Annotated in this window: 39 protein-coding genes and 1 tRNA gene; 2 read left to right on the forward strand and 38 right to left on the reverse strand. The window is 40.4% G+C overall.

The genetic code is table 11. The features are described 5' to 3' along the window. Positions 1–148: 148 nt before the first annotated feature. The 3 genes from nusG to ESZ26_RS12070 all read right to left on the reverse strand — a co-directional run bounded on the left by nusG (position 149) and on the right by ESZ26_RS12070 (position 1,291). Positions 149–745 carry a transcription termination/antitermination protein NusG gene (nusG, locus tag ESZ26_RS12060; protein ID WP_211361227.1) on the reverse strand — a complete coding sequence of 199 codons (597 nt, stop codon included), beginning with the start codon at positions 743–745 and terminating at the stop codon, positions 149–151. 2 nt (positions 746–747) lie between these two features. Further along, positions 748–1,128, reverse strand: coding sequence for a preprotein translocase subunit SecE (secE, locus tag ESZ26_RS12065; RefSeq protein ID WP_146799762.1), 381 nt, complete (start codon positions 1,126–1,128; stop codon positions 748–750). Positions 1,129–1,214: 86 nt separating this feature from the next. Beyond that, positions 1,215–1,291: transfer RNA gene (locus tag ESZ26_RS12070), tRNA-Trp, on the reverse strand. 253 nt (positions 1,292–1,544) lie between these two features. Here ESZ26_RS12070 and ESZ26_RS12075 point away from each other — a divergent pair. After that, entirely contained in the window at positions 1,545–1,949 is a 405-nt protein-coding gene (locus ESZ26_RS12075; protein ID WP_146799763.1) for an OsmC family protein, read from the forward strand. A 39-nt stretch (positions 1,950–1,988) separates the two neighbouring features. Here the strand turns inward: ESZ26_RS12075 and ESZ26_RS12080 are convergent, their stop codons facing one another. The 33 genes from ESZ26_RS12080 to ESZ26_RS12240 all read right to left on the reverse strand — a co-directional run bounded on the left by ESZ26_RS12080 (position 1,989) and on the right by ESZ26_RS12240 (position 20,790). After that, positions 1,989–2,888, reverse strand: a complete 900-nt coding sequence (locus ESZ26_RS12080; RefSeq protein WP_146799764.1) for a phosphoribulokinase — start codon at positions 2,886–2,888, stop codon at positions 1,989–1,991. Between the two features lie 150 nt (positions 2,889–3,038). Continuing rightward, entirely contained in the window at positions 3,039–3,443 is a 405-nt protein-coding gene (rplQ, locus tag ESZ26_RS12085; protein ID WP_146799765.1) for a 50S ribosomal protein L17, read from the reverse strand. 42 nt (positions 3,444–3,485) lie between these two features. Further along, the gene (locus ESZ26_RS12090) at positions 3,486–4,475 is read right to left on the reverse strand and encodes a DNA-directed RNA polymerase subunit alpha (protein WP_070375056.1); all 990 of its coding nucleotides are present in this window, start codon (positions 4,473–4,475) and stop codon (positions 3,486–3,488) included. A 24-nt stretch (positions 4,476–4,499) separates the two neighbouring features. Then, a complete protein-coding gene (gene rpsD / locus ESZ26_RS12095; RefSeq protein WP_070375057.1) occupies positions 4,500–5,120 on the reverse strand; it encodes a 30S ribosomal protein S4 in 621 nt (206 codons plus the stop codon). 33 nt (positions 5,121–5,153) lie between these two features. Continuing rightward, positions 5,154–5,543, reverse strand: coding sequence for a 30S ribosomal protein S11 (gene rpsK, locus ESZ26_RS12100; protein WP_070375058.1), 390 nt, complete (start codon positions 5,541–5,543; stop codon positions 5,154–5,156). Between the two features lie 13 nt (positions 5,544–5,556). Continuing rightward, positions 5,557–5,913 carry a 30S ribosomal protein S13 gene (rpsM, locus tag ESZ26_RS12105; RefSeq protein WP_070375059.1) on the reverse strand — a complete coding sequence of 119 codons (357 nt, stop codon included), beginning with the start codon at positions 5,911–5,913 and terminating at the stop codon, positions 5,557–5,559. A gap of 158 nt (positions 5,914–6,071) precedes the next feature. Next, the gene (gene rpmJ / locus ESZ26_RS12110; RefSeq protein WP_083277954.1) at positions 6,072–6,185 is read right to left on the reverse strand and encodes a 50S ribosomal protein L36; all 114 of its coding nucleotides are present in this window, start codon (positions 6,183–6,185) and stop codon (positions 6,072–6,074) included. Between the two features lie 38 nt (positions 6,186–6,223). Next, entirely contained in the window at positions 6,224–7,552 is a 1,329-nt protein-coding gene (gene secY, locus ESZ26_RS12115; RefSeq protein WP_146799766.1) for a preprotein translocase subunit SecY, read from the reverse strand. Between the two features lie 6 nt (positions 7,553–7,558). Then, positions 7,559–7,993: a 50S ribosomal protein L15 gene (rplO, locus tag ESZ26_RS12120; RefSeq protein WP_146799767.1), complete on the reverse strand. Its 435-nt coding sequence runs from the start codon at positions 7,991–7,993 to the stop codon at positions 7,559–7,561. A gap of 2 nt (positions 7,994–7,995) precedes the next feature. Next, positions 7,996–8,175 carry a 50S ribosomal protein L30 gene (rpmD, locus tag ESZ26_RS12125; protein ID WP_070375062.1) on the reverse strand — a complete coding sequence of 60 codons (180 nt, stop codon included), beginning with the start codon at positions 8,173–8,175 and terminating at the stop codon, positions 7,996–7,998. A 6-nt stretch (positions 8,176–8,181) separates the two neighbouring features. Continuing rightward, on the reverse strand, positions 8,182–8,691 hold the full coding sequence (rpsE, locus tag ESZ26_RS12130) for a 30S ribosomal protein S5 (protein WP_070375063.1): 510 nt from the start codon (positions 8,689–8,691) through the stop codon (positions 8,182–8,184). 9 nt (positions 8,692–8,700) lie between these two features. Further along, positions 8,701–9,054 (reverse strand): 50S ribosomal protein L18, encoded by a 354-nt coding sequence (gene rplR, locus ESZ26_RS12135; protein WP_146799768.1) that lies wholly within the window; start codon positions 9,052–9,054, stop codon positions 8,701–8,703. A gap of 9 nt (positions 9,055–9,063) precedes the next feature. After that, positions 9,064–9,597 (reverse strand): 50S ribosomal protein L6, encoded by a 534-nt coding sequence (gene rplF, locus ESZ26_RS12140; protein ID WP_146799769.1) that lies wholly within the window; start codon positions 9,595–9,597, stop codon positions 9,064–9,066. A 10-nt stretch (positions 9,598–9,607) separates the two neighbouring features. Continuing rightward, entirely contained in the window at positions 9,608–9,997 is a 390-nt protein-coding gene (gene rpsH, locus ESZ26_RS12145) for a 30S ribosomal protein S8 (protein ID WP_146799770.1), read from the reverse strand. Between the two features lie 19 nt (positions 9,998–10,016). Next, positions 10,017–10,322, reverse strand: a complete 306-nt coding sequence (gene rpsN, locus ESZ26_RS12150) for a 30S ribosomal protein S14 (RefSeq protein WP_070375066.1) — start codon at positions 10,320–10,322, stop codon at positions 10,017–10,019. 4 nt (positions 10,323–10,326) lie between these two features. Then, positions 10,327–10,872, reverse strand: a complete 546-nt coding sequence (gene rplE / locus ESZ26_RS12155; protein WP_146799771.1) for a 50S ribosomal protein L5 — start codon at positions 10,870–10,872, stop codon at positions 10,327–10,329. A gap of 15 nt (positions 10,873–10,887) precedes the next feature. Next, positions 10,888–11,202 carry a 50S ribosomal protein L24 gene (gene rplX, locus ESZ26_RS12160; RefSeq protein WP_146799772.1) on the reverse strand — a complete coding sequence of 105 codons (315 nt, stop codon included), beginning with the start codon at positions 11,200–11,202 and terminating at the stop codon, positions 10,888–10,890. Positions 11,203–11,214: 12 nt separating this feature from the next. Beyond that, complete coding sequence (gene rplN / locus ESZ26_RS12165) at positions 11,215–11,583, reverse strand: 50S ribosomal protein L14 (RefSeq protein WP_070375069.1); 369 nt, start codon at positions 11,581–11,583, stop codon at positions 11,215–11,217. Positions 11,584–11,915: 332 nt separating this feature from the next. Beyond that, positions 11,916–12,167 (reverse strand): 30S ribosomal protein S17, encoded by a 252-nt coding sequence (gene rpsQ, locus ESZ26_RS12170; protein ID WP_146799773.1) that lies wholly within the window; start codon positions 12,165–12,167, stop codon positions 11,916–11,918. Continuing rightward, positions 12,167–12,358 (reverse strand): 50S ribosomal protein L29, encoded by a 192-nt coding sequence (rpmC, locus tag ESZ26_RS12175; protein ID WP_070375071.1) that lies wholly within the window; start codon positions 12,356–12,358, stop codon positions 12,167–12,169. The genes rpsQ and rpmC overlap by 1 nt, the downstream gene beginning before the upstream one ends. Then, positions 12,358–12,771, reverse strand: a complete 414-nt coding sequence (gene rplP / locus ESZ26_RS12180) for a 50S ribosomal protein L16 (protein ID WP_070375072.1) — start codon at positions 12,769–12,771, stop codon at positions 12,358–12,360. Before rplP ends, rpmC begins: the two co-directional genes overlap by 1 nt. Before the next feature lie 10 nt (positions 12,772–12,781). After that, positions 12,782–13,477 carry a 30S ribosomal protein S3 gene (gene rpsC / locus ESZ26_RS12185; RefSeq protein WP_070375073.1) on the reverse strand — a complete coding sequence of 232 codons (696 nt, stop codon included), beginning with the start codon at positions 13,475–13,477 and terminating at the stop codon, positions 12,782–12,784. Between the two features lie 12 nt (positions 13,478–13,489). After that, the gene (gene rplV / locus ESZ26_RS12190; protein WP_070375074.1) at positions 13,490–13,822 is read right to left on the reverse strand and encodes a 50S ribosomal protein L22; all 333 of its coding nucleotides are present in this window, start codon (positions 13,820–13,822) and stop codon (positions 13,490–13,492) included. A gap of 10 nt (positions 13,823–13,832) precedes the next feature. After that, complete coding sequence (gene rpsS, locus ESZ26_RS12195; RefSeq protein ID WP_070375075.1) at positions 13,833–14,108, reverse strand: 30S ribosomal protein S19; 276 nt, start codon at positions 14,106–14,108, stop codon at positions 13,833–13,835. Positions 14,109–14,196: 88 nt separating this feature from the next. Then, positions 14,197–15,021 (reverse strand): 50S ribosomal protein L2, encoded by an 825-nt coding sequence (gene rplB, locus ESZ26_RS12200; protein ID WP_146799774.1) that lies wholly within the window; start codon positions 15,019–15,021, stop codon positions 14,197–14,199. 12 nt (positions 15,022–15,033) lie between these two features. Further along, positions 15,034–15,336 carry a 50S ribosomal protein L23 gene (gene rplW, locus ESZ26_RS12205; protein WP_070375077.1) on the reverse strand — a complete coding sequence of 101 codons (303 nt, stop codon included), beginning with the start codon at positions 15,334–15,336 and terminating at the stop codon, positions 15,034–15,036. Further along, positions 15,333–15,938, reverse strand: coding sequence for a 50S ribosomal protein L4 (rplD, locus tag ESZ26_RS12210; RefSeq protein WP_146799775.1), 606 nt, complete (start codon positions 15,936–15,938; stop codon positions 15,333–15,335). The genes rplW and rplD overlap by 4 nt, the downstream gene beginning before the upstream one ends. Positions 15,939–15,953: 15 nt before the next feature. Then, complete coding sequence (gene rplC / locus ESZ26_RS12215; RefSeq protein WP_146799776.1) at positions 15,954–16,592, reverse strand: 50S ribosomal protein L3; 639 nt, start codon at positions 16,590–16,592, stop codon at positions 15,954–15,956. Positions 16,593–16,604: 12 nt separating this feature from the next. Further along, positions 16,605–16,916 (reverse strand): 30S ribosomal protein S10, encoded by a 312-nt coding sequence (rpsJ, locus tag ESZ26_RS12220; protein ID WP_070375080.1) that lies wholly within the window; start codon positions 16,914–16,916, stop codon positions 16,605–16,607. Positions 16,917–17,162: 246 nt separating this feature from the next. Continuing rightward, on the reverse strand, positions 17,163–17,633 hold the full coding sequence (locus ESZ26_RS12225; protein ID WP_146799777.1) for a hypothetical protein: 471 nt from the start codon (positions 17,631–17,633) through the stop codon (positions 17,163–17,165). A gap of 71 nt (positions 17,634–17,704) precedes the next feature. Next, positions 17,705–19,732: a PDZ domain-containing protein gene (locus tag ESZ26_RS12230; protein ID WP_146799778.1), complete on the reverse strand. Its 2,028-nt coding sequence runs from the start codon at positions 19,730–19,732 to the stop codon at positions 17,705–17,707. Beyond that, positions 19,716–20,261, reverse strand: coding sequence for a hypothetical protein (locus ESZ26_RS12235; RefSeq protein WP_146799779.1), 546 nt, complete (start codon positions 20,259–20,261; stop codon positions 19,716–19,718). Before ESZ26_RS12235 ends, ESZ26_RS12230 begins: the two co-directional genes overlap by 17 nt. Then, positions 20,248–20,790, reverse strand: coding sequence for an RNA polymerase sigma factor (locus ESZ26_RS12240; protein WP_146799780.1), 543 nt, complete (start codon positions 20,788–20,790; stop codon positions 20,248–20,250). The genes ESZ26_RS12235 and ESZ26_RS12240 overlap by 14 nt, the downstream gene beginning before the upstream one ends. A 325-nt stretch (positions 20,791–21,115) precedes the next feature. Here ESZ26_RS12240 and fusA point away from each other — a divergent pair, with 325 nt between their 5' ends. Further along, positions 21,116–23,221, forward strand: coding sequence for an elongation factor G (fusA, locus tag ESZ26_RS12245; protein WP_146799781.1), 2,106 nt, complete (start codon positions 21,116–21,118; stop codon positions 23,219–23,221). A gap of 95 nt (positions 23,222–23,316) precedes the next feature. Here the strand turns inward: fusA and rluF are convergent, their stop codons facing one another. Next, complete coding sequence (gene rluF / locus ESZ26_RS12250) at positions 23,317–24,132, reverse strand: 23S rRNA pseudouridine(2604) synthase RluF (protein WP_146799782.1); 816 nt, start codon at positions 24,130–24,132, stop codon at positions 23,317–23,319. 223 nt (positions 24,133–24,355) lie between these two features. Further along, on the reverse strand, positions 24,356–25,807 hold the full coding sequence (locus ESZ26_RS12255) for a hypothetical protein (protein ID WP_146799783.1): 1,452 nt from the start codon (positions 25,805–25,807) through the stop codon (positions 24,356–24,358). Positions 25,808–25,990: the final 183 nt, after the last annotated feature.

Raw genomic sequence — 25,990 nt, forward strand, 5'->3', positions numbered from 1 at the left:
ATATTAAAAAGGCTCTTTTACACAAGACTTTAATGAAATACTTATTTGACAGAATAAAATGAAAAGGTTGGCTTTTTATTCATATAAGAAAAAAGGCTAGAGATTTTCATCTTTAGCCTTTTTAGTATTCATATGTATTGCAGAGTTACTAGCCTTTTTCGACTTGTCCAAACTCTAAATCTACTGGCGTTGAACGACCAAAGATTAACACTGATACTTTAATACGGTTCTTATCGTAATCTAATTCTTCAACAACACCGTTAAAGTCAGCAAATGGGCCGTCAATAACACGAACCACTTCGCCGGGCTCGAACAATGTTTTAGGACGTGGCTTATCGGTATCTTCAAGTCTTTGTAAAATACGATCCGCTTCTTTTTGAGAGATAGGTGCTGGGCGATCACTGGTACCACCAATAAAACCTAGTACACGTGGCACACTTTTAACTAAATGCCATGCTTCAACGTCCATTTCCATCTGTACTAATACATAGCCTGGAAAGAATTTACGTGAACTCTTACGCTTTTGACCAGCACGCATTTCAACAACTTCTTCAGTAGGCACAAGAATTTGACCAAACTTTTCATGCAACCCTTGAATTTCGATATGCTCAACTAATGTTTTTTGCACACGGCCTTCATAGCCAGAAAAAGCTTGCACTACATACCAACGCAATTTTGGATTGGTGTTTACTACTTTTTCTTCGTTTTGTTCGTTCTCTTCAGGAGATAAAATTTCTTCAGTCATGATTACACCTTCAAACCTGTAATAAAGCCAACTACCCAGAATAGCGTAGAATCAAGTCCCCACATCACTAAAGACATAATAAAAGTAGCGAACAGTACGATACCGGTAGTTTGTATTGCTTCTTGGCGAGTTGGCCAAACAACTTTACGAATTTCAGTACGTGATTCTTTCGCAAATGCAACGGCATTGTAGCCTTTAACAGTTTGCATGGCGATTACACCAGCAATAACGATGCCGGCAACGGCTCCTATCGCACGGTATAACACGGATTCATCACCGTAAAAGTAATTGGCGAAAACGACTCCGGCTAAAATTAGGATGACTATCATCCATTTTAGCGAATCAAGAGATCCGTTTGGCTGGCTTTCTGTACTTGCATTCATAATATTGACCTGTAAATATTTGCCTATGGCATGTTAACTTCATCACTGAAGTTACTTCAAAAGTATTAAAAATACTTTATAAAATATGGCAGGGGTAGAGAGATTCGAACTCCCAACCGTCGGTTTTGGAGACCGCTGTTCTACCAATTGGAACTATACCCCTAGTTTACTTTTCATCTAAGATGAAGAGTTACACTTTTCTCTGGTGAATCTTAGTTTTTTTGGGAATTTAAAGAGACTCAAGAAGTGAGGCGCCATTATACTAATGATATTACTTTTCTCAAGTGATATTTTCTTTTGTCTGCTGTTTGTTGGCTTGAAGGTTCTTTTTCTTATTATCTAAGCGAATGACTAGTAAAATTCTGCCGATGCACGTTAATATATTACTAAATAATAAGTAGATATAAGGTTTAACAATGAAAGCAAGTGTAAAATGGATGGGTGAAGAATTATTTATGGGTACTTCGCAAAGTGGTCATACGATTATTTTAGACGCTAATGCCGGTGCGTCTGCGCCTAGCCCGCTTGAAAATGTACTGATTTCTTTAGGGGCTTGTTCTTCAGTAGATGTAGTCAGTATCCTTGATAAGTCTCGCCAAAACGTTAGTGGTTGCAAAGTTGACATTGAAGCCAAACGTGTTGATTCGGTGCCTAAGCTCTTCTCTGCGATACATTTACATTTTGTTATAACAGGTCAGGAAGTTTCAGCAAAACATGTTGAACGCGCCGTTAAACTTTCTGCCGACAAATACTGCTCAGTGGCATTGATGTTGAATAAAACAGTGCAGATCAGCCATGACTATGAAATTGTCGAAGACTAAATTTTGTATGTGCTGTAATGTATTTTACAGCACAATTTACTATAAATCGGTCATCCAATCTAATTGCTTATTAGCCCTATGCTTTTTTTCCATTAAATCCCTGATCAGTGGCGTTAAAAGCAATTCCATGGCAAGTCCCATTTTTCCACCCGGTACAACTAGGGTATTAATCCGTGACATGAAAGCACCATCAATCATCGATAAGTAGTAAGGAAAATCGACACCGGTTGCTTCTCGAAAACGTATCACGACAAAACTCTCGTCTAGACTTGGTATCGCTTTCGCGCTAAACGGGTTCGATGTATCTACCGTGGGTACACGTTGGAAGTTAATATGTGTCTTTGAAAATTGTGGCGTTATATAAGAGATATAATCCTCCATACTGCGCACAATACTAGCGGTCACCGCTTCTCTACTGTGGCCACGTTGATTCGTATCACGTATTATTTTTTGAATCCATTCTAGATTAACTATTGGTACCATACCAATTAGCAAGTCGACGTGTTTTGCAACGTCATTTTTTTCGGTGACAACGCCACCATGTAGCCCTTCATAAAAGAGTAAGTCAGTGCCCTCACCTAGTTTTTCCCATGGCGTAAACGTACCCGGCATTTGATTATAGGGAACGGCTTCATCAAAAGTGTGCAAGTAGCGACGCATTTGACCTTTACCAGTTTCGGAGTAAGTGCTGAAGAGTTTTTCCAAGGCATCAAAGTCATTAGCTTGATCACCAAAATAGCTGATGTTTCTTCTGTCTTCTCTAGCTTTACGCTTTTCAAGATCCATTTCTTGACGAGAGTAACGATGAAAACTGTCACCCTCAACGGTAGCAGGTGTTATGCCCAGTGAACGAAATATATGTGCAAACGACTCTATCGTTGTCGATGTACCTGCTCCTGACGATCCGGTGACAGCAATGATAGGGTTACGTGATGACATAATTAATTCTCTTAAGAGTGGGGTTAAATGTTATACGGAGAATTTAAAGGTTGGTCAAGTTTACTCAAGGGATCATTTTCATTTTTTTTAAAAACAAAAACGGAGCCGAAGCTCCGTTTTTAATATTAAAGCAAATTTAGCTAGGCTAAATTAAGCTTCAGCTGATTCTTCAACTTCTTCTACAGCAACATCTGATGCAGGACGGTCTACTAATTCAACATAAGCCATAGGCGCTTTATCACCAGTACGGAAACCACATTTTAAAATGCGAGTATATCCACCTGGACGTTCTTGGTAACGTGCACCAAGTTCGTTAAATAAAATACCTACTACTTCTTTATCTTGTGTACGAGCAAACGCTAAACGGCGATTTGCAACACTGTCGGTCTTGGCCAATGTAATCAGTGGCTCAACAACGCGACGTAGTTCTTTAGCTTTAGCTACAGTCGTTTTAATAACGCCGTGCTTAACTAGTGAACTTGCCATATTACGGAACATCGCTTGGCGATGACTGCTATTACGGTTTAACTGGCGACCGCTTTGACGATGGCGCATAAGTTAATCCTTCTCTCAAACTATTAAAAAACGATAAACGAATTAGTCGTTATCAGCGATGCTTTCAGGCGGCCAATTTTCAAGGCGCATACCTAAAGATAAACCACGAGACGCCAAAACGTCCTTGATTTCTGTTAAAGACTTCTTACCTAAATTAGGTGTTTTAAGAAGCTCAACTTCTGCACGCTGGACCAAATCGCCAATGTATTGAATTGCTTCTGCTTTTAAGCAGTTTGCTGAACGAACTGTTAATTCAAGATCATCAACTGGACGAAGCAAAATAGGGTCAAATAAAGGTTTCTCTTCTTTTGGCTCTACTTCTTTAATATCACGCAATTCTACAAACGCATCTAGCTGTTCAGCTAAAATTGTTGAAGCACGACGAATAGCTTCTTCTGGATCCAATGTACCATTGGTTTCCATATCAAGTACAAGTTTGTCTAAATCAGTACGCTGTTCTACTCGGGCAGAGTCAACATCGTAGGCAATTCTTACAACTGGACTGAACGAAGCATCAACTAACAAACGTCCGATTGCACGATCTTCATCCTCGGCATCGCGTCTCACTGAAGCAGGAACATAACCACGTCCCATTTCAATTTTGATGCGCATGCTGATAGAACCTTCACCTGTTAAATTACAGATTACATGATTAGGATTTGCGATTGTTACATCTCCGTCATGTTGGATATCAGCTGCCGTTACAGGGCCTTCACCGGATTTAGTTAAAGTAATAACAGCTTCGTTTTTACCTTCTAAACTTATAGCTAATCCCTTAAGGTTCAACAATATTTCGATGATGTCTTCTTGCACACCCTCTTTACTACTGTATTCGTGTAGAACGCCGTCAATCTCAACTTCAGTTACAGCACAACCTGGCATTGAAGATAGAAGAATGCGACGTAAAGCATTACCTAAAGTATGACCAAAACCACGCTCTAATGGCTCTAAAGTTACCTTAGCACGAGTCGCGCTAATGGTTTCAATACCAACCAATCGCGGTCTAAGGAATTCGGTTACAGAACCCTGCATATATTTCCTCTCTTAAGTGCTACTTTACTTAGAGTAAAGTTCAACAATTAACTGTTCATTAATTTCGGCAGACAAGTCAGAACGATCAGGAACACGTTTAAAAACGCCTTCAAGTTTCTTGTTATCTACTTCAACCCAGACTGGCTTCTCACGTTGCTCAGCTAATTCTAAAGCAGCGATGATACGCGCTTGAGTTTTAGATTTCTCACGAATAGAAACTGCATCTTCAGCTTTAACATTGAAAGATGGAATATTAACAACTACGCCGTTTACTACGATAGCTTTATGGCTAACTAGTTGACGAGCTTCAGCACGAGTGCTTGCATAGCCCATACGGTATACTACGTTATCAAGACGAATCTCTAAAAGTTGTAACAAGTTTTCACCTGTATTACCTTTCAAACGAGCCGCTTCTTTGTAGTAATTACGGAATTGCTTTTCTAGTACGCCATAAATACGACGAACTTTTTGTTTTTCACGAAGTTGAATACCGTAATCAGACAAACGACCGCGACGTGCGCCGTGCTGACCTGGTATTGTTTCGATTTTACATTTAGTGTCAATTGCTCTAACACCGCTTTTAAGGAACAAATCTGTTCCTTCGCGACGACTAAGCTTTAACTTAGGACCTAAATATCTAGCCATTTTCTTTCTCCAACTATCCTAAAAAAAGTACGATTAAACGCGACGTTTCTTAGGAGGACGACAACCATTATGAGGAATAGGCGTAACGTCAGTAATGTTGGTGATTTTAAAACCAGCAGCATTTAGGGCACGGATTGCAGACTCACGTCCTGGTCCAGGTCCTTTAACGAAAACTTCAATATTCTTCAAACCAAACTCTTTTGCAGCGGCGCCAGCGCGGTCTGCAGCTACCTGAGCAGCAAATGGGGTAGATTTACGTGAACCACGAAAACCTGAACCACCTGCAGTTGCCCAAGATAAAGCATTACCTTGACGATCTGTAAGAGTTACGATTGTGTTGTTGAAAGAGGCGTGGATATGAGCCATGCCATCAGCAACTTGTTTTTTAACGCGTTTACGCGTACGTACAGGTGTTTTAGCCATTGTCTAGTTCCTCTTACTTCTTAATTGGCTTACGAGGACCTTTACGGGTGCGCGCATTAGTTTTAGTGCGTTGACCACGTAATGGAAGACTGCGACGATGGCGTATGCCACGGTAACAACCTAAATCCATAAGACGTTTAATATTCATTGAAACTTCACGGCGTAAATCACCTTCTACGGTGTATTTATCCACTTCAGCACGTAGCAAATCTATTTTTGCTTCGTCTAATTCACTGATCTTCGTTGATTCTGCGATACCTGCTGCTGCACAAATTGCTTTTGCGCGAGTCGCTCCGATACCGAAAATCGCAGTAATGGCGATTACTGCATGCTTACGATCAGGGATGTTAATGCCAGCGATACGGGCCACTAACACATCTCCTATTTAAGGTTAAAATTATCAGGTTGGAAAGCCCGTTAGGATACCCAACCCGTCTTCTTTTCTGCAAATCGAAGCGGCATTATACAGAAATCTCTGCACAATGCTACTTCTAAAAGATATTGCTGTCAGCTTAGATGAATCTAAGCTTAACCTTGTCTTTGTTTGTGCTTTGGTTCTACACAAAGAATGCGTACTACGCCTTTGCGTTTAACCACTTTACAATTACGACAAATCTTTTTTACGGATGCACGTACTTTCATTTTATACTCCGTTTACCTATTGAGTTAAGTCTAACGACCTAACCTTTTAAGTTAGCTTTCTTAAGCACATTGTCATATTGATGAGACATCATATGCGTTTGTACTTGTGCCATAAAGTCCATAATAACCACTACTATAATAAGTAATGATGTACCACCGAAATAGAACTGAACGTCCCATGCGATGATCATGAACTGAGGTACCAAACAGATAAAGGTAATATACAACGCGCCCGCTAAGGTTAAGCGTGTCATCACTTTATCTATATATTTAGACGTTTGCTCGCCAGGACGAATCCCAGGAATAAACGCACCTGATTTTTTTAGGTTATCTGCTGTTTCACGCGGATTGAAAACAAGTGCCGTGTAAAAGAAACAGAAAAATATTATCGCTGCGGCAAGTAACATAACGTACAACGGCTGACCTGGAGAAATAGCAATAGATACTTCTTGTAAAAAGTCAGCAACTGCACCTTCACCTTGTCCAAACCAACTCGCTAGAGTGCCGGGGAACAAGATAATACTTGATGCGAAGATAGGTGGTATAACACCAGCCATATTAACTTTAAGCGGTAAATGCGTGCTTTGCGCTGCGAAAACCTTACGGCCTTGCTGGCGCTTCGCATAGTTAACAACAATTCGTCGTTGACCACGTTCAACAAATACTACAAAAAAGGTTACAGCGAATACTATGACACACATCAACAATAATACTAAAGGGTGCAATTCACCTTGACGCGCCATCTCTGCTGTTTGTGCAACAGCTGAAGGCATGCCAGCAACAATACCTGCAAAAATTAAGATAGATATACCGTTACCAATACCACGTTCTGTAATTTGTTCACCTAACCACATTAAAAACATGGTACCGGTTACTAAACTTACTACCGCAGCAAAGTAGAAACCAAAACCTGCGTCCATTACTAGACCCGGCATCATTCCTGGTAAACTTCTTGCAATTGCAATTGATTGTACTGTCGCTAGAACTAACGTGCCGTAGCGGGTGTATTGGCTAATTTTACGTCGTCCAGCTTCACCTTCTTTTTTCAGCTCTGCCATTGCGGGATGAACCACAGTAAGCAATTGCATGATAATAGAAGCTGAGATGTACGGCATAATACCAAGTGCCAATACAGAGGCTCGCTCAAGTGCACCACCAGAGAACATGTTAAACATTTCTACAATGGTGCCCTTTTGTTGTTCAAACAACTGAGCTAATACAGCGGCGTCAATACCAGGGATTGGCACAAATGATCCTAAACGGAACACAATAAGTGCGCCGAGTACAAACCATAATCTTTGCTTGAGCTCAGACATTCCGCCTGAGCCTTTACTACTTTGTGAAGTAGCCATTCCTGGTGTAGCCATGCTGTACTATTCCTCGATTTTTCCGCCAGCAGCTTCAATAGCTGCACGTGCGCCTTTAGTAACACCTAAACCACGAACCGTAATTGGACGGTTAATATCACCAGACAACATAATTTTCGCTGTTTTGATGTTACGTGTAATTAGGTTTGCATCTTTAAGAGCAAAGATATCGACAACATCACCTGTGATGTTGTTTAGTTCATGTAAACGTACTTCAGCGCGAACTAAAGATTTACGTGACGTGAAACCAAACTTAGGTAAACGTTGTTTCAATGGCATTTGACCACCTTCGAAACCTGGACGTACACTACCGCCAGAACGAGACTTCTGACCTTTGTGGCCACGTCCGCCTGTTTTACCAATGCCAGAACCAATACCACGCCCACAGCGTTTCTTAGCTTTGTTTGCACCTGGTGCAGGAGATAAAGTATTTAAATGCATAATTAATCCTCCACCTTAACCATATAAGATACTGTGTTAATCATACCGCGTACAGATGGAGTGTCTTCTAACTCTACTGTATGACGGATACGACGTAATCCAAGACCTCTTAATGTAGCTCTATGCTTCGGTAAACGACCGATAGAACTTTTCATTTGAGTTACTTTTACTGTTTTAGCCATGCTCAATTACCCCAGTATGTCTGCAACGGTTTTGCCACGCTTAGCTGCAACACCTGCCGGCGACTTCATATTCGCAAGAGCTGAAACAGTAGCACGAACTACGTTGATCGGGTTAGTAGAACCGTATGCTTTTGACAATACGTTCTGAACACCTGCAACTTCTAGTACTGCACGCATCGCGCCACCGGCGATGATACCTGTACCTTCAGAAGCTGGTTGCATGTAAACTTTAGAACCAGAGTGCTTGCCAATAATGACATGCTGAAGAGTTGTACCCTTCAAATCTACGGTTACTATGTTACGGCGTGCTTTTTCCATTGCTTTCTGGATTGCAGCAGGCACTTCACGTGCTTTACCGTATCCGAAACCAACGCGACCAGCACCATCACCAACTACTGTAAGTGCAGTGAAACTGAATATGCGACCACCTTTAACCACTTTTGAAACGCGGTTAACGGCGATTAGCTTTTCAGCCATATCACTTTGTTGTGAGTTTTCTTGATTATGATTAGCCATTATCAACTCCTAGAACTGCAGACCAGCTTCACGAGCTGCTTCTGCTAACGCTTTTACGCGACCATGATAACGGAAACCAGAGCGATCAAAAGCTATGCTAGTGATCCCTTTAGCTACTGCACGTTCAGCAATTGCTGTACCAACTGCAGTTGCTGCGGCAACGTTACCTGTTTTTTCTAACTGAGCACTGATTTCTTTGTCTAAAGTAGACGCAGATGCGATTACTTCAGAACCCGTTGGAGCGATCAATTGCGCGTAAATGTGGCGAGGAGTACGAAATACAACTAAACGATTCGCACCCAACTCGCTAATTTTTGCACGAGCGCGTTTAGCGCGGCGCAAACGAGATGTTTTCTTATCCATAGTATTATCCTACTTCTTCTTAGCTTCTTTACGGCGAACATGCTCGTCACTATAACGTATACCTTTACCTTTATAAGGCTCTGGCTTACGGTAAGAACGAATGTCTGCAGCAACTTGACCAACCAACTGTTTATCAGCACCTTTCAGTATGACTTCAGTTTGACTAGGAGTTTCAACAGTAATCCCATCAGGGATTGCGTGGTTAACTGGATGTGATAAACCTAAAGATAAGTTTAAAGACTTACCATTAGCTTTTGCACGATAACCAACACCGTTTAATAACAATGTTTTTACATAACCTGTACTTACACCTTCAACCATATTCTGGATTAAAGCACGTGTAGTACCGGCTTGAGCCCAAGCGCCTTTAACATCGGCAACGATATTAGTAATGATGCTATTTTCTTCTTGAGAAATAACAACGTCACTATGGATCGTGCGAGATAATTCGCCCATTGGACCTTTAACTATAATGTCTTGACCTGATAACGTAACAGTAACGCCAGCAGGAACAACGACAGGTGCTTTTGCAACACGAGACATATATTTCTCCTTACGCTACGAAACCGATGATTTCACCGCCGATACCCGCAGAGCGAGCAGCGCGATCAGTCATCAGACCTTTAGAAGTAGATACGATCGCAATACCCATACCTGCAAGAACTTTAGGAAGTTCATCACAGCTTTTGTATATGCGAAGACCAGGACGTGAAACACGCTTGATCGTTTCAATTACTTCTTTACCTTCAAAATATTTCAAAGTTACAGATAACTCAGGCTTAACTTCACCTGATACTGAAAACTCTGATACATAACCTTCTTCTTTAAGCAAGTTTGCAATAGCAACTTTAACTTTAGAAGATGGCATTGTAACTGCAACTTTTGCTGCAGATTGACCGTTGCGAATGCGTGTAAACATATCCGCGATAGGATCAGTCATCATAACAATTTACTCCCGTGAATTACCAACTAGCTTTCTTAAGACCTGGAACTTCACCACGCATCATTGCTTCACGCAATTTGATTCGGCTTAAACCGAATTTACGTAAGAAACCATGAGGACGACCAGTAATGTTACAACGGTTACGTTGACGACTACTTGATGAATCACGAGGTAAACTTTGAAGTTTCAATACAGCATCCCAACGATCTTCTTCAGAAGAATTATCGTTAGAGATGATTGCTTTTAATGCACTACGCTTTTCAGCGTACTGTGCTACTAATTTGGTTCTTTTAGCTTCACGAGCTTTCATTGACGTTTTAGCCATAACTCTACACCTTGTTCTTAAACGGGAAGCTAAAGGCAGACAACAATGCGTGTCCTTCTTCATTATTCTTCGCGCTAGTAGTGATAGTAATATCCATCCCACGAATTTTATCGATTTTATCGTAATCGATTTCAGGGAAGATTATTTGCTCACGTACGCCCATGCTGTAGTTACCACGGCCATCGAATGACTTAGGGTTTAAGCCACGGAAATCGCGGATACGAGGAATAGAGATCGAAATTAAACGCTCTAAAAATTCCCACATACGTTCGCCACGTAGAGTTACTTTTGTACCAATAGGATAACCTTCACGAATCTTAAAGCCCGCAACAGATTTGCGTGCTAAAGTCGTAACTGGTTTTTGTCCTGAGATTGCAGTAAGATCATTTGTGGCATGGTCTAATACTTTTTTATCAGCAATAGCTTCACCAACACCCATGTTAAGGGTGATCTTTTCAATCCGAGGGACTTGCATGACACTTTTGTATTCGAACTTCTTTTGAAGGTCGTCTACAACAGTATCTTTGTAAAAATCATGCAGTTTCGCCATCGTTTACTCCAATAATTAAACTAGTTCGTTGTTAGATTTGAAGAAACGAACTTTTTTGCCGTCTTCAATTCTAAAGCCTACACGATCTGCTTTACCCGTTTTAGGGTTAACAATCGCTACATTTGAAACTTGTAAAGACGCTTCTTTTTCAACAATCCCACCAGGCTGCTGTAACTGAGGTACAGGCTTAGTGTGTTTCTTGATCAAGTTTATGCCTTCTACAAATACTTTGCCGTTATCAACAAGAACTTTAGTGACTTTACCAGTCTTACCCTTGTCTTTGCCAGCTAGTACAATAACTTCATCATCACGACGAATCTTAGATGCCATTATCGTGACTCCTTATAGTACTTCAGGTGCAAGTGAAACGATTTTCATGAACTTTTCATTACGAAGTTCACGCGTCACTGGACCGAAAATACGAGTACCAATTGGTTGTAAGTTAGCATTTAACATTACAGCCGCGTTTTCATCAAAACGGATGGTTGAACCATCTGAACGACGAACACCTTTCTTAGTGCGCACAACTACCGCAGTCAGAACATCACCTTTTTTAACTTTGCCGCGAGGATTTGATTCCTTCACTGCAATTTTAATGATATCACCGATACGCGCGTAGCGACGGTGCGAACCACCAAGAACCTTTATACACTGTACACGTCGAGCGCCGCTGTTATCAGCTACGTTCAGTTGTGATTGCATTTGGATCATTGAGTTTTACTCCGCTATTTATCTAAATTAACTTAGATATAATTTAAGGCCAGAAATTTGACCCGTCACTGCCTTCTACTGCCCCCATAAAAACGTCAGACGAATTCGGAGGGCGCGAGATTATAACACCGCATAAATCAAAGTGATACCTTATTTAGCTAAAAAATAAACAATCGCTATTCATTCTACCTAGACAAATTGCCGGTAACACCCTTTTTATCTCGTCATTAAGCGATCAGTGGTAGTCAATATTTTAAGCAAAAAAAACCCTATCACAGTGTGATAGGGTTTTTATTTAACACGTTCGTTAAAACAAATTTACTAAAAGTAAATTATGCTTTAGTAATTACGTCAACTAAAGTCCAGTTTTTAGACTTTGAAATTGGTGCAACTTCACGAATTGTTACTACATCACCTTCGTTACATTGGTTTGTCTCATCATGCGCTTTCAACTTAGTTGAACGCGTAAGGTACTTACCATACATAGGGTGCTTAACACGACGTTCTATTAATACAGTGATAGACTTATTCATTTTATCACTGACAACACGACCTTGTAGTGTGCGGATTTTAGCTTCGCTCATTACTTACCTGCCTTTTCAGTTATGATAGTCTTTACACGTGCAATATTGCGACGTACCGTTCTTAGCAAATGAGTTTGTGCTAATTGTCCTGTGCTTGCTTGCATGCGATAGTTAAACTGTTCGCGCAATAATGCAAGCATTTCAGTATTTAGCTCTTCAATGCTTTTATCTTTTAATTCACTAGCTTTCATTACATCACCGTTCTAGTTACGAAAGATGTTTTGAACGGAAGTTTAGCCGCTGCTAAAGCAAATGCTTCGCGTGCGATTTCTTCCGATACACCTTCCATTTCATAAAGAACACGGCCAGGTAGAATTTGGCATACCCAATATTCCACTGAACCTTTACCTTTACCCATACGAACCTCAAGAGGCTTTTTAGTAATTGGCTTATCAGGGAATACACGTATCCAGATTTTACCTTGACGCTTTACGTGACGAGTCATTGCTCGACGTGCCGCTTCAATCTGACGCGCAGTCATACGACCACGTTCCATTGATTTTAAACCGAAAGTACCGAAGCTAACTGAGCTACCGACGTGTGCAAGACCACGGTTGCGCATTTTAAATTGCTTACGGAATTTAGTACGTTTTGGTTGTAACATTACTTAGCTCCTACTTAGGCTTGCGGTTGTTTTTTCTTTTAGGTTTAGCCGCTGGTACTTCTGCCTGTAGAGGCATGTTACCAATGATTTCACCTTTAAAGATCCACACTTTGATACCAATAACACCATAAGTTGTGTTACCGCGTGCAATAGCGTAATCGATGTCAGCACGTAAAGTGTGTAGTGGTACACGACCTTCACGATACCATTCAGCACGTGCAATATCTGCACCGCCTAAACGACCACTTACTTGTACTTTAATACCCTTTGCGCCTAGACGCATAGCATTTTGTACAGCACGTTTCATAGCGCGACGAAACATCACACGACGTTCTAATTGACTAGCAATGCTGTCGGCAACAAGCTGCGCATCCATTTCTGGCTTACGTACTTCAGCGATGTTGATTTGAGCAGGAACACCAGCAATTTTAGAAACAGCTAAGCGTAGTTTCTCAACATCTTCGCCTTTCTTACCGATAACAACACCCGGACGAGCCGTATGAATTGTTACGCGGATAGATTTAGCTGGACGCTCAATAACTACTTTTGATAATGATGCACGAACAAGCTTCTCTTTCAAATATTCGCGAACCAAATGGTCACCGCGTAAATTTTCAGCGAAGTCTTTGTTACTTGCAAACCACGTAGACGCGAAAGGTTTCGTGATACCTAAGCGAATACCGTTAGGATGAACTTTTTGACCCATACTAATATACTCCTAAGAATCAGACACGATCACAGTAATGTGACTTGTGCGCTTAATTATACGATCCGCGCGGCCTTTTGCACGAGGTCGAATACGTTTCATTGTCGGACCATCGTCAACTGTAATAGTTTTTACGATAAGTTCATCAATGTCTGCACCTTCGTTATGTTCAGCGTTAGCAATTGCAGAGTTAAGTACTTTTTTAACTAATTCAGCAGCTGACTTGTTGCTGAAAGTTAAAATTTCAAGTGCTTTCTCTACATGTAAGCCGCGGATTTGATCCACAACTAAACGTGCTTTCTGAGCAGAACCACGGGCAAATTTATGTATAGCGATAGCTTCCATTCAATTTCCCCTATTTCTTCGCTTTCTTATCAGCGATATGACCGCGATAAGTACGAGTTGGTGCAAATTCTCCTAATTTGTGACCGATCATTTCATCAGTTACAAATACAGGTACGTGTTGACGGCCATTATGGACAGCTATGGTCAATCCGATCATCGTTGGGATGATCATTGAACGACGGGACCAAGTCTTAATTGGCTTTTTATTCCCGCTTTCCAGAGCTTTCTCTACCTTCGTCAGCAAGTGTAGGTCTATAAATGGACCTTTCTTGAGAGAACGTGGCATGGTGAATCCTCTTTATTTACCCTTCATGTTGAACTTAACTTTACCGAAGTAAACCAAGTTCAAACAATCAGAGTATTAATTAAATGTACTATTTAGTACGACGACGCACGATAAATTTATCAGTACGTTTGTTTGAACGAGTCTTGTAACCCTTAGTTGGTACGCCCCAAGGGGATACCGGGTGACGACCGCCAGACGTTTTGCCTTCACCACCACCGTGTGGGTGATCAACTGGGTTCATGGCAACACCACGAACAGTTGGGCGAACACCGCGCCATCTTGAAGCACCAGCTTTACCCAAAGAGCGAAGCATGTGTTCAGAATTGCCGATTTCACCTAAAGTAGCACGACAGTCAGACTCAATTTTACGCATTTCGCCAGAGCGAAGACGTAAAGTGACATATGCACCGTCTTTAGCAACTAGTTGAGCGTAAGTACCAGCAGCACGTGCAATTTGAGCACCTTTACCTGGTTTAAGTTCGATTGCATGCACAACACTACCTAATGGTGTGTTGCGTAATGCCATTGTATTACCCGCTTTGATTGGAGCGTCAACACCTGACTGGATTGTATCTCCAGCGCTTAAGCCTTTAGGGGCTAAGATGTAACGACGTTCACCATCGGCATATAATACAAGTGCAATATTAGCAGAACGGTTTGGATCATATTCCAAACGTTCAACTTTTGCAGGGATGCCATCTTTATTACGTTTAAAATCGACCATGCGGTAATGTTGTTTGTGACCACCACCAATATGACGAACCGTAATACGACCGTTATTATTACGACCACCAGACTTAGACTTAGTGTCTAGTAATGGTGCGTAAGGCTTACCTTTATGCAACTCCGTGTTTACCACTTTAACTAAGTGGCGACGACCCGGAGAAGTAGGTTTACATTTAACTATAGCCATTTTCGTAAACTCCTATGATTCCGCGCCGACGAAGTCGATGTCGCTGCCTTCAGCAAGAGTAACGTATGCTTTTTTCCAGTCGCTTCTGCGACCAAAACGAGCACCAGTACGTTTCACTTTACCTTTAACATTTAATGTGCGAACACCGTCTACTGAAACTTCAAAAAGTTTCTCAACAGCAGCTTTGATTTCAGCTTTAGTAGCAGTAGTAACAACTTTGAAAACAACAGTGTTGTTTGCTTCAGAAGCCATAGTGCTTTTCTCAGAAATGTTCGGTGCTAAAAGCACTTTTAACAAACGTTCTTCGCTTATCATCCTAACATCTCCTCAAGTTGTTTAACTGCAGTAGCAGTCATCAAAACTTTTTCGAAACCAACCAAGCTAACTGGGTCAATACCGTCTACGTCACGAACGTCAACTTTGTACAAGTTGCGTGCTGATAAGAACAAGTTCTCATCAACTTCTGGAGTGATGATTAATACATCTTTTAACTCCAAGCCGTTTAGTTTAGCTACTAATTCTTTAGTTTTTGGTGTTTCAACAGTAAAGTTTTCTACCACTACTAAGCGATCTTGACGGATCAACTCAGATAAGATGCTTTTGATCGCACCACGGTACATTTTACGGTTTACTTTTTGGCTGTGGTCTTGAGGTTTAGCAGCGAATGTTACACCACCAGAACGCCAAATTGGACCACGGCTAGTACCAGCACGAGCACGGCCAGTACCTTTTTGACGCCAAGGTTTTGCACCACCGCCACTTACTTCTGAACGAGTCTTTTGAGCACGAGTACCTTGACGAGCGCCAGCTGCATATGCAACTACTACCTGATGTACTAATGCTTCGTTAAACTCAAGTCCAAAAGTTGCTTCAGAAACTTCAAGAGCACCTGCAGCGTCTTTTAATGATAATTCCATCACGAATCTCCTGGACTAAGCTTTAACAGCTGGTTTGATGATTACGTTACCGTTGATAGCACCCGGAACCGCACCTTTAATAAGGAGCAAGTTACGTTCTGCGTCAACGCGAACCAATTCAAGGTTTTGTGTAGTACAGCGCACAGAACCCATGTGACCAGACATTTTTTTGCCTTTGAAAACGCGACCTGGTGTTTGACACTGACCTAACGAACCGTTTGAACGGTGAGAGACAGAGTTACCATGAGTAGCATCTTGCATTGTAAAGTTCCAGCGTTTAATACCGCCTTGGAAGCCTTTACCTTTAGATGTACCGGTTACGTCTACTAATTTAGTGTCATTAAAAATTGAAACAGTGATATCACCGCCCAATTCAAAACCTTCGCCTTCATTTTCATTTAAGCGGAATTCCCACAGGCCACGGCCTGCTTGAACGCCAGCTTTAGCGAAATGCCCAGCTGCTGGTTTTGTAACACGGCTAGCCCTGCGGCTACCTGTTGTAACTTGAAGCGCCGAGTAACCGTCAGTTTCTAAAGTTTTCACTTGAGAAATACGGTTGGCTTCAACTTCTAGAACGGTTACAGGTGTTGAAACGCCATCTTCAGTGAAGATACGAGTCATGCCTACTTTACGTCCAACTAGACCAATAGTCATTGTTAAAACCCCTTAACCCAAGCTGATTTGAACGTCAACGCCAGCTGCAAGATCTAAACGCATTAATGCGTCTACAGTCTTCTCAGTTGGCTCTACGATATCAATCATACGTTTGTGAGTACGAATTTCGTACTGATCTCGCGCATCTTTGTTAACGTGTGGTGAAGTCAAGATAGTGAAACGTTCCTTGCGAGTAGGAAGTGGAATTGGACCACGAACCTGAGCGCCAGTACGTTTAGCAGTATCTACGATTTCAGCTGTTGATTGATCAATCAAACGATGATCGAACGCTTTCAAACGAATGCGAATTCTTTGATTTGACATTAAGACAAATCCCCATTTTAAAGAACAACAAAATACATCCCATCACCTTTTATATGTAAAAGGGGGGTGTATCGCTAATAACATTCAACTCCATATCGGAGCTGCTGTAAGCCTTAACCGTAAAGGCTAAGGTAAAAATCCGCACAAAGCGTGAGCGATGTGCGGATGCGTATTATACATAAGTGGTAATATTTATCAAGCTTAAATGTTTTTTATCATTAAAGCACCGTCATACTGGACATCAGCCTAAATTGTACCTGTCTCGCATTGCTGGGTTCTCAATGACTTTTCAACAAACAAAGGTTTGATTAGTTCAGTAGTGATAATTTCTGAAACAATATTTTTTGATTTTTCCTCTTCGATCCAAATTGAAATTTTATTATCCTCAAAGGAGCGATTCAATTTATAACTCAAGCCTGCATCTAAGCTGATATCAAATTTAACGAAGGCATTCTTTTCACTATTTCTCATGCCATTTTGATAAATTTGCGCTTTTACCCATAATTGATGATTGCCTGCTTGATACTGTCTGGGCAAATTCCATTCAATCGGCCTTTTATACAGACACATAAGATGGATATACTCAAATTGCTTACCCCTTTCTTTTTCAAAGTTAACAAAGCGAAATTTACCTTCATCAACATCGGCTTTGATTTGATAAGCGCTACATCCAGCAAGTATTAATGATAATGCGGTTATAATTGTAAATTTATTCATCAGTTGTCTCCGTTATTGACTGTTAATTGCTTATCTTTTTTTTAGTACACACTGCTAAGCCTATTTTCAGTTTAGTTTGAACTGTGTATACGGTCCAAAGCCTGTTGGGCTTGTCCAACAGAGCTCATATCTACTGATAAGTAGAAAGCAGGAAAATCTTTTTCCTGATATGCCGCAACAAGCTCACGTTGTTTGTTTTCTCTTAAAATAAGTAATGTATACACTTCGTCTGCTTTGAGCTTTGCTATGCCCGCTAAAAACTCTCTTGGCTTGTCATCAATAAAAGTGCTGTTGTTCAAAGCCAATATCTTATCGCCTACCAACAAACCTGCCCGACTTGCCATGCTATTACTACTAACTTGTTTAACTAACAAGGCATAACCTGCTTGATAGTCAGTCATTTTACCAATAAGACCATACTTGTTATCCAGTTTTTTCTCACGGTAAATATCAACAATACCTTCATTAATACCCCTGCCCTGATAATAAGATGTCACGGCTAACAACAATTGATCTAACTCAAACTGAAGTGTTCGAGTTAATGACCGATGATTAATTAAGGATTGTGCTGTTAATAACGGTGGTAAAATTGCGGGTAATACGACTTCGTCACAATCAAGATCAGTTGACTTGCCTGTTGACGTAATCTGATAGAATGACCTATTAGGCTCAGTAAACTGCTGTACTACCATTAATTTATATTGCTTAGCCTGTTCAATATTAAGGGTAACATTCAGTAATGGCCTTCCCGTGCTTGGCTCTAAAACAAAATCGCCTGTTGTTGTGCGGTTATTTCTGGAAGAACTGCTTTCAGTTGAGTCATTAAACCAACCGTTAATTGATCCTGTCCTGGCAAGCATTAAGCCTTTAATACCCGCTTCACCCACTCGGCTGCCGCCCGATATTCTTGGGGCAATATCATTGGTGCGACTATAGCGACTATTAATAGCACTAGACGGCCGAGGAGAAAATACCGCTTGAAAACGATGAACGCCTGGCGACAGGCTTAACCTTGCTGGAGCTGAATTTCCATAAAGTTCACTGAGTGACTGACCATTGTGGCTAATTATCTTATAGCCTTTTATCCCGGTAAAGTATCGATTTAACGATGCACAACGCTTATCATCGAATGAGTCGACACTGGCAATACCATTTATTTGATAGTGGCTTTCAGGCAATATTTTTGGCTGATAGTTGCCTTTTAATAGCAGTTCTTCATTATCTCGTCGAACGGTAATTTCTATAACCTCACCAATAGCTAAACGATTAACGTAGTGTTGAAACTTTTGATTGGGTGAAGCTTTTACCGTTAACTCGCTTTTATTATTTACTTTAACAATGACATCGCCACTGGCTAACTTTAAGGTATGGGCGACGGAGAATGGATGTACCGTTAATACTTTCATCGTATTATTGTTGCTATCATTACCTTGGTCAAATATCAGGCCAAACCCCCCCATTAATCTAAGCGGCACTATATTACTTGTTGCGACTGAACCCTTGATACTTGATGAATTTTCAAGCGCTAATTTTCCCATTAAATCATATAAACGTAACGTAAGATCACCGGGTAAAGACACCGAATTTATCATTTGGGTTGTTAATGGCTGATGCTTAGCAACTAACATGCTGCTATTGTCGAGTTGACATTTTTGCAGATTTTTTTCTAAGACGAATACCGTTGCATCCTGCTCATTTATCGGTAACAGTTGATAGTGAGTATCGGCAACCACTGTTATCAATAGCTGATGTTCAATAGCTTTTTTAATCAATGCCTGCTGTTTATTTACATCCTGGTCCTTTTGATAATTAAGATAATCGGCTGCGCGCCAAATCCTGACTTTTAAGCTATGTTGTCCTGGCGCGATAAATACTGCTTGGTAGCTATTATCTAGATAGGCGTTGTTATCAATCGCACTATTGTTATGTGACAACAGCTGATAGGTTATCGCCTGATTTTGTTGATTATTAGCGGTCAGCGCTAACGTTGCACATTCATTAGTGTGTGGCGTTGCGGCTAATAAGGGCTTTGATAAAAGCAGCACTAATAACACACCGCTATACTTATTAGTGAATAAGGTCTTAAATACTAAACTCATCATTACCTCCTTGTTGATACTCGAGCACTTGTTGCATTAATGCACTCCTGTGTTTTAATATCGCTACTTTAACTTTTAAAGATGGTTCGTTAAGCAGCTTAGCTTCGACTGCAGTGATTTCTTGCAATAGATAGTATGGGTTTACTTTTAGTTGGCTATATTCAGCGAGTTGTAATTCCATGCTTTGGTTTGTTTTTAATGCCATAACTAACTGTTGTTGTAATTGATAGTTATACCAACTCAAGCCTCCTATAAATAAAAATGACAGCGACGCAACCATAGCGAGTAACGGTTTTGTCTCTATAAAGATATTGGTGAATTTACCCTGCCGCCTTGTTCGATGAGTTGAAGCGGCTAAACGATGATTAATTTTCTGCCAATTGAGTACATCGGGTGTTTCTCGCGCTATTTCATCTGCCGACTGTTGCAGTGCAGTTATATCTTTACGGACCGAATCAAGGGTTAAATATAAATCAAGCTCACGCGTTTGCTCAGTTAAGTCATCACCATTTAGTTTACGAATCAACATATTTTTTTACCTCTGCATTGGCTCTTAACTTTTGTAAACAACGCGCAACGACAGATTTAGAATAATTTGACGTTTTACCGAGCACTTCCGCTATTTCACTATGTTTATATTGCTCTGCTATATATAGCCACATAATTAAGCACTCCATTTCGGACAAACGCTCGAACAAGTAAAGTAATAAATTGCGGTTCTCATAGTCGCTCTCAATACTATTTTTCATAGATACCGCTTCGGGTAAATGGTCAGTACCAATCGTTAAGCGTTTACTTTTTTTTAAAAAATTAAAGGTATTATTAAAGGCTATTCTTTTTAGCCAAGCAATAAATGGCACCTGTTGATGAAAAGCAGCTAAATTGTCAAAGGCATCTACAAAGGTATCTTGTAATAGATCGTTAGCATCATGGCGGTTTTTACAAATACTTAAGATGGCCGTAAAAATAATCGGCGATAACTGAAGGTAGCATTGCTTTAATGCGGCTTGCTCTCCGCGCTTCATGCTATCAACCAATGTGTCATTCCATTTCGTCAAAACTGATGCCTTTTTAGCTGTCTTAATAAGTATAACAATTGAGTCATATAAAAGGTCGCAATTATCTTTGCTAAGCTATCATTAAAAACAGCTATCACACCTTATCAAACAACCTAGTTAAGTATATGAGTGTCGACAACTCGCGATAATTCGTTAATTGATGCCATAAATTAACGCTAAAATACTATCAGAACACCCCAATTTTTTATCACTGTTATTAATTAATTTTCATTTTTTATTTTTGTTTGAACTTACTAATGGTATACTCGCGCGCAAATTTTCAACAATTCCGCTTTTTTAGTAGCGACTTAAATAGAGTAAAGTAATGGCAGATTTATCTAAATATAGAAATATTGGTATCTTCGCTCACGTTGATGCTGGTAAAACCACAACAACTGAACGTATCCTTAAATTAACCGGTCAGATCCATAAAACTGGTGAAGTACATGATGGTGAATCTACCACTGACTTCATGGAACAAGAAGCTGAGCGCGGTATTACCATCCAGTCTGCTGCGGTAAGCTGTTTTTGGAACGATCACCGTTTTAATGTCATCGATACTCCTGGTCACGTTGATTTCACCGTTGAAGTTTACCGTTCACTTAAAGTACTTGATGGTGGTATCGGTGTTTTCTGTGGTTCTGGTGGTGTTGAACCACAATCAGAAACTAACTGGCGTTACGCGAACGACTCAAAAGTTGCTCGTATTATCATGATTAACAAACTTGACCGTTTAGGCGCTGATTTCTACCGCGTTTGTACGCAAGTTAAAAACGTTCTAGGTGCTACGCCACTTATTATGACTTTACCTATTGGTGAAGAAGATGATTTTGTTGGTGTTGTTGATCTTCTTAGCGAAAAAGCTTACATCTGGGATGACACTGGTCTTCCAGAAAACTATGAAATTACTGATATTCCAGCTGACATGGTAGAAAAAGCTGCTGAATACCGTGTTAAGTTAATTGAAACAGCTTTAGAAGTTGACGAAGATATGTTGATGGAGTTCTTAGAAGGGGAAATGGTTCCTACTACAGAACAAATCAAAGCGTGTATCCGTACTGGTACTCGTGATATGACTTTCTTCCCAACTTACGGCGCATCTGCATTTAAAAACAAAGGTATTCAATTAATTCTTGATGCTGTTGTTGATTACTTGCCTTCACCTACTGATGTTAACCCTCAGCCACTTACTGATGAAGAAGGTGTGCCTAATGGTGAGTTTGCAATCGTTTCTGCAGATGAAACATTCAAAGCGTTAGCATTCAAAATCACTGATGACCGTTTTGGTACATTAACTTTCGTACGTATCTACTCAGGTACATTGAAGAAAGGCGATACGATTCTTAATGCTGCTACAGGAAAAACTGAGCGTGTTGGACGTATGTGTGAAATGCAAGCTGATGACCGTAACGAACTTAACTCAGCACAAGCTGGTGATATCATCGCGATTGTTGGTATGAAAGGTAATGTTCAGACAGGTCACACATTATGTGATCCTAAACACCCTATCGTCCTAGAAGCTATGGTCTTCCCTAAGCCGGTAATTTCAATCTCTGTAACACCAAAAGATAAAGGTTCAACTGAGAAAATGGGTCTTGCTATCGGTAAAATGGTTGCAGAAGATCCTACTTTTAAAGTTGAAACTGATATCGATTCAGGTGAAACAATTTTATCTGGTATGGGTGAGCTTCACTTAGATATCAAAGTAGATATTCTAAAGCGTACCTACGGTGTTGAATTAGAAGTTGGTAAGCCACAAGTTGCCTACCGTGAAACAATCACCACGGCAATTGAAGATTCTTACACACATAAGAAACAATCTGGTGGTTCTGGTCAGTTCGGTAAAATTGATTACCGTATCAAGCCCGGCGAACCTGGTTCTGGTTTCGTATTCAGCTCTGTTGTTGTTGGTGGTAATGTTCCTAAAGAATTCTTCCCGGCTATCGAGAAAGGCTTCAAAGGCATGATGGATACTGGTGTTCTTGCTGGTTTCCCTGTACTTGACGTTGAAATTGAATTATACGATGGTGGTTTCCATGCGGTCGATTCATCTGCTGTTGCATTTGAACTCGCTGCTCGTGGTGCTTTCCGTCAGTCAATTCCAAAAGCTGGTGCTCAGTTAATCGAACCTATCATGAAAGTTGATGTGTTTACGCCTGATGATCACGTTGGTGATGTTATTGGTGATTTAAACCGTCGTCGTGGCATGATCGGTGGTCAAGACGCGGGTGTTTCTGGTGTTCGTATTAAAGCTGACGTACCACTTTCAGAAATGTTCGGTTACATCGGAACGTTACGTACAATGACATCAGGTCGTGGTCAATTCTCAATGGAATTCTCTCACTACATGCCTTGTCCTAACAACGTAGCAGAAGTTGTTATCGCTGAAGTTAAAGCCGCTAAAGTAGCTAAAGATGCCGCTAGAAAATAGTAAGCATTAAAGTACAAAAATAAAAAAAGGACGCTTCGGCGTCCTTTTTTATTGTCTTAAAATCAAGCGTCATTCGTGGGTAACATTATCGAGCTTTATTTTTTAACATCATTTTCTATATCAGTTACTGCAATGACCGTTGCCCATGGGTCACCTATTTCCTCGGCTTCTTTTGGTAAAGCTGTTTTCGTTGACGTGGCGACCGCGGCATTTATTTCAACCATTTCCGCTACCGATAAGTCTCGCCATTGTCCGGGTCGTAAATCACCAAGCTCGACACTCATAATACGCGAACGTTTAAGTTGTAAAACTTCGTAATCTAAATATTCACACATCCGACGAATTTGACGATTTAAGCCTTGGGTGAGGATAATACGAAAAACAAATTTCCCCTCTACTTTCACAAGACAAGGTTTCGTTATCGTACCCAGTATAGGCACTCCTTTTGACATTCGTTGGATAAAGCGCTCGCTGATAGGTTTATCAACGGTAACAATATATTCTTTGTCGTGGGCATTTTCAGCGCGCAAAATTTTATTGACGATATCACCATCGCTGGTCAGGAAGATTAAACCTTCTGAAGGCTTGTCTAAGCGCCCTATCGGAAAGATTCTCTGTTGATGACCAATAGCATCAATAATATTACCTCTGACATGTAACTCGGTCGTACAGGTAATGCCCACTGGCTTGTTATAGGCAATATAAACCCGGTCTGATTTATTCGCAGGCATAGCACCAATTTGCTTTCCATCAACAAAAACCACATCACCCGCTTGTACTTTAGTACCTAACTCAGGGGTTTTACCATTGATGGTAACTCGACTTTCTTCAATCAACTTATCAGCAGCTCGACGCGAGCAATAACCTGATTCACTGATAAATTTATTGAGTCTTTTTTCTTGATCGCTCACGAGATATTCCAAAGTTATGCAAAGTAGTGAACCGTTATTTTACCTGAACTTAACAGACAGTGAAAAAGCTTTATGGTTATTTAGCTTTATTCGACAGTTTTTGATTAATATTTACTGAAAAGAGCGCTTCTGGCTTTTAATAACAGGGTAATATTTAGGGTGGCGTTTTTATGGCTAATAAAGAAAGCGCTAGCAACCTAATTAAATTTAGCAGGCTTTAACGTTATTTCCCCTTGTTCCATAACTTTTGGTTGATATTGATGGTGAAAAATTCTCCTGGCTGCCAACAGCGAGGAAGTAGGTCTAGTTGTTTTCGTTCATGAGAGTTTGACACTAACAGCTCTAATATTTCATGAAGGCGCTCTTTTGTGATAGTAGAAAAACTTTTAGCTGTTTTAGTAAAATATAAATTAGCGGATTTTTTAATCGCGATCACTTGTCCATAACTTATAAAAGCTAAGTTTCTTGTCGCTGTTCGGCAAATAGGCTGATCAGCATGATCAGGGTAAAGCTGGCTAACGATGGCATATTCATAGCGATCGTTAATATCTTGATCATACGGGATATAGGTTACACCATAACCCTGAGGAAAATGCCCGGTGATCTTTGTCAGTGCATTAACAACCCTTTGACTACAAGCGCCACGCTCTGCGTTTTGATTCAAGACCTGATAAACTTTTGGTAACAATTTGTAGTTATAGCTGTCTTTTGTCGACAAGATAATAGAACTATAAATTTGTGGTACTTTTAGTAGGTTACCAATGCCTTCCTTTGGATTAACCGCACTTTTTAATAAATGCTTAATAAATAATAATTTTTTATGCTCAAGATCATTGTGCTTATCGCGGTCTTTTTTTGAGTTGCCGATATACATAGCAGCACCAATACCATCAATAAGGTATTTCACTGTTTCTCGGTAATTAATTTGTAAGAGTGCCTTTCGTTCTTCAATAGGTAAAGTTCGGTGGGGGTTTTGTTGATAATCTACACCATACAAAATAGCTAAAGATGCTGGGTGGTTATTGCCGATATCTTGCAATAGCGCCGCCATAACCAGTGGCACTTTGATATTCTCAACAAAGGCTTGATAGACCTCGGGGTTATCTTCAGCCAAACTTTGATATTGTTCTGCGTTAGTATCCGCCAAAGCATCCTTAATATAAGGCTCAACAATATGTTTATCCATGCATAGTCGGTCGAGTAAACGTAAGCACAACACGCTTTTATAAAGCGGTTTATGCTGCTCGTTGGTTAAAGCAATTTTACGTCCTTGGGTAGGACTCACTAATTGTATAGTGCCTAAAAGCTGAGCAGATTTGCGATTACTTTCTTCAAAGCAATCGCCCTCAGACAATTTGATGATCTCTTCACAAATGTTATATAAATGGTGATGGCGGTCATTGCGTTCAAAGCGTAGCTCATTGTGATAATTACGTTGTTCACGCTGTAGTCTTAGGAGTAACTTTTTAGCTTTATCTGTGGCTGTTTGTGCACTTATTTTTTCAATATTTTTCTTTAGTTCATCTAGCTTGTGCTGAATAAAAGGTTGTTTTTCGTAGTATTCAACCGCACGTTCAAGTACGGAATCGTTTAATTGGCTGCGACCATAAATTCTTGTTAGCAGGCTTTTGACTTGGCTGGTAAAATAGGTATCAGTATAGGTTTTAATTTCCATTTAAATACAACATGGTGTGTGCTCTAAGTAGCTAAATTTTTTATTATCTAAATGCTAGTTAATATTGCGATAACAGACAAGTATTTATTGCTCTCGTTTTAGAAAAAACACAAGCTACAGGTTTAGTTATCGTCACTTAGCCCACGCCAAATCCTTGTTGAGTGGGGATCATTTTAGCTAAGT

Source organism: Colwellia hornerae, from assembly GCF_007954355.1.
Classification (GTDB): domain Bacteria; phylum Pseudomonadota; class Gammaproteobacteria; order Enterobacterales; family Alteromonadaceae; genus Colwellia_A; species Colwellia_A hornerae.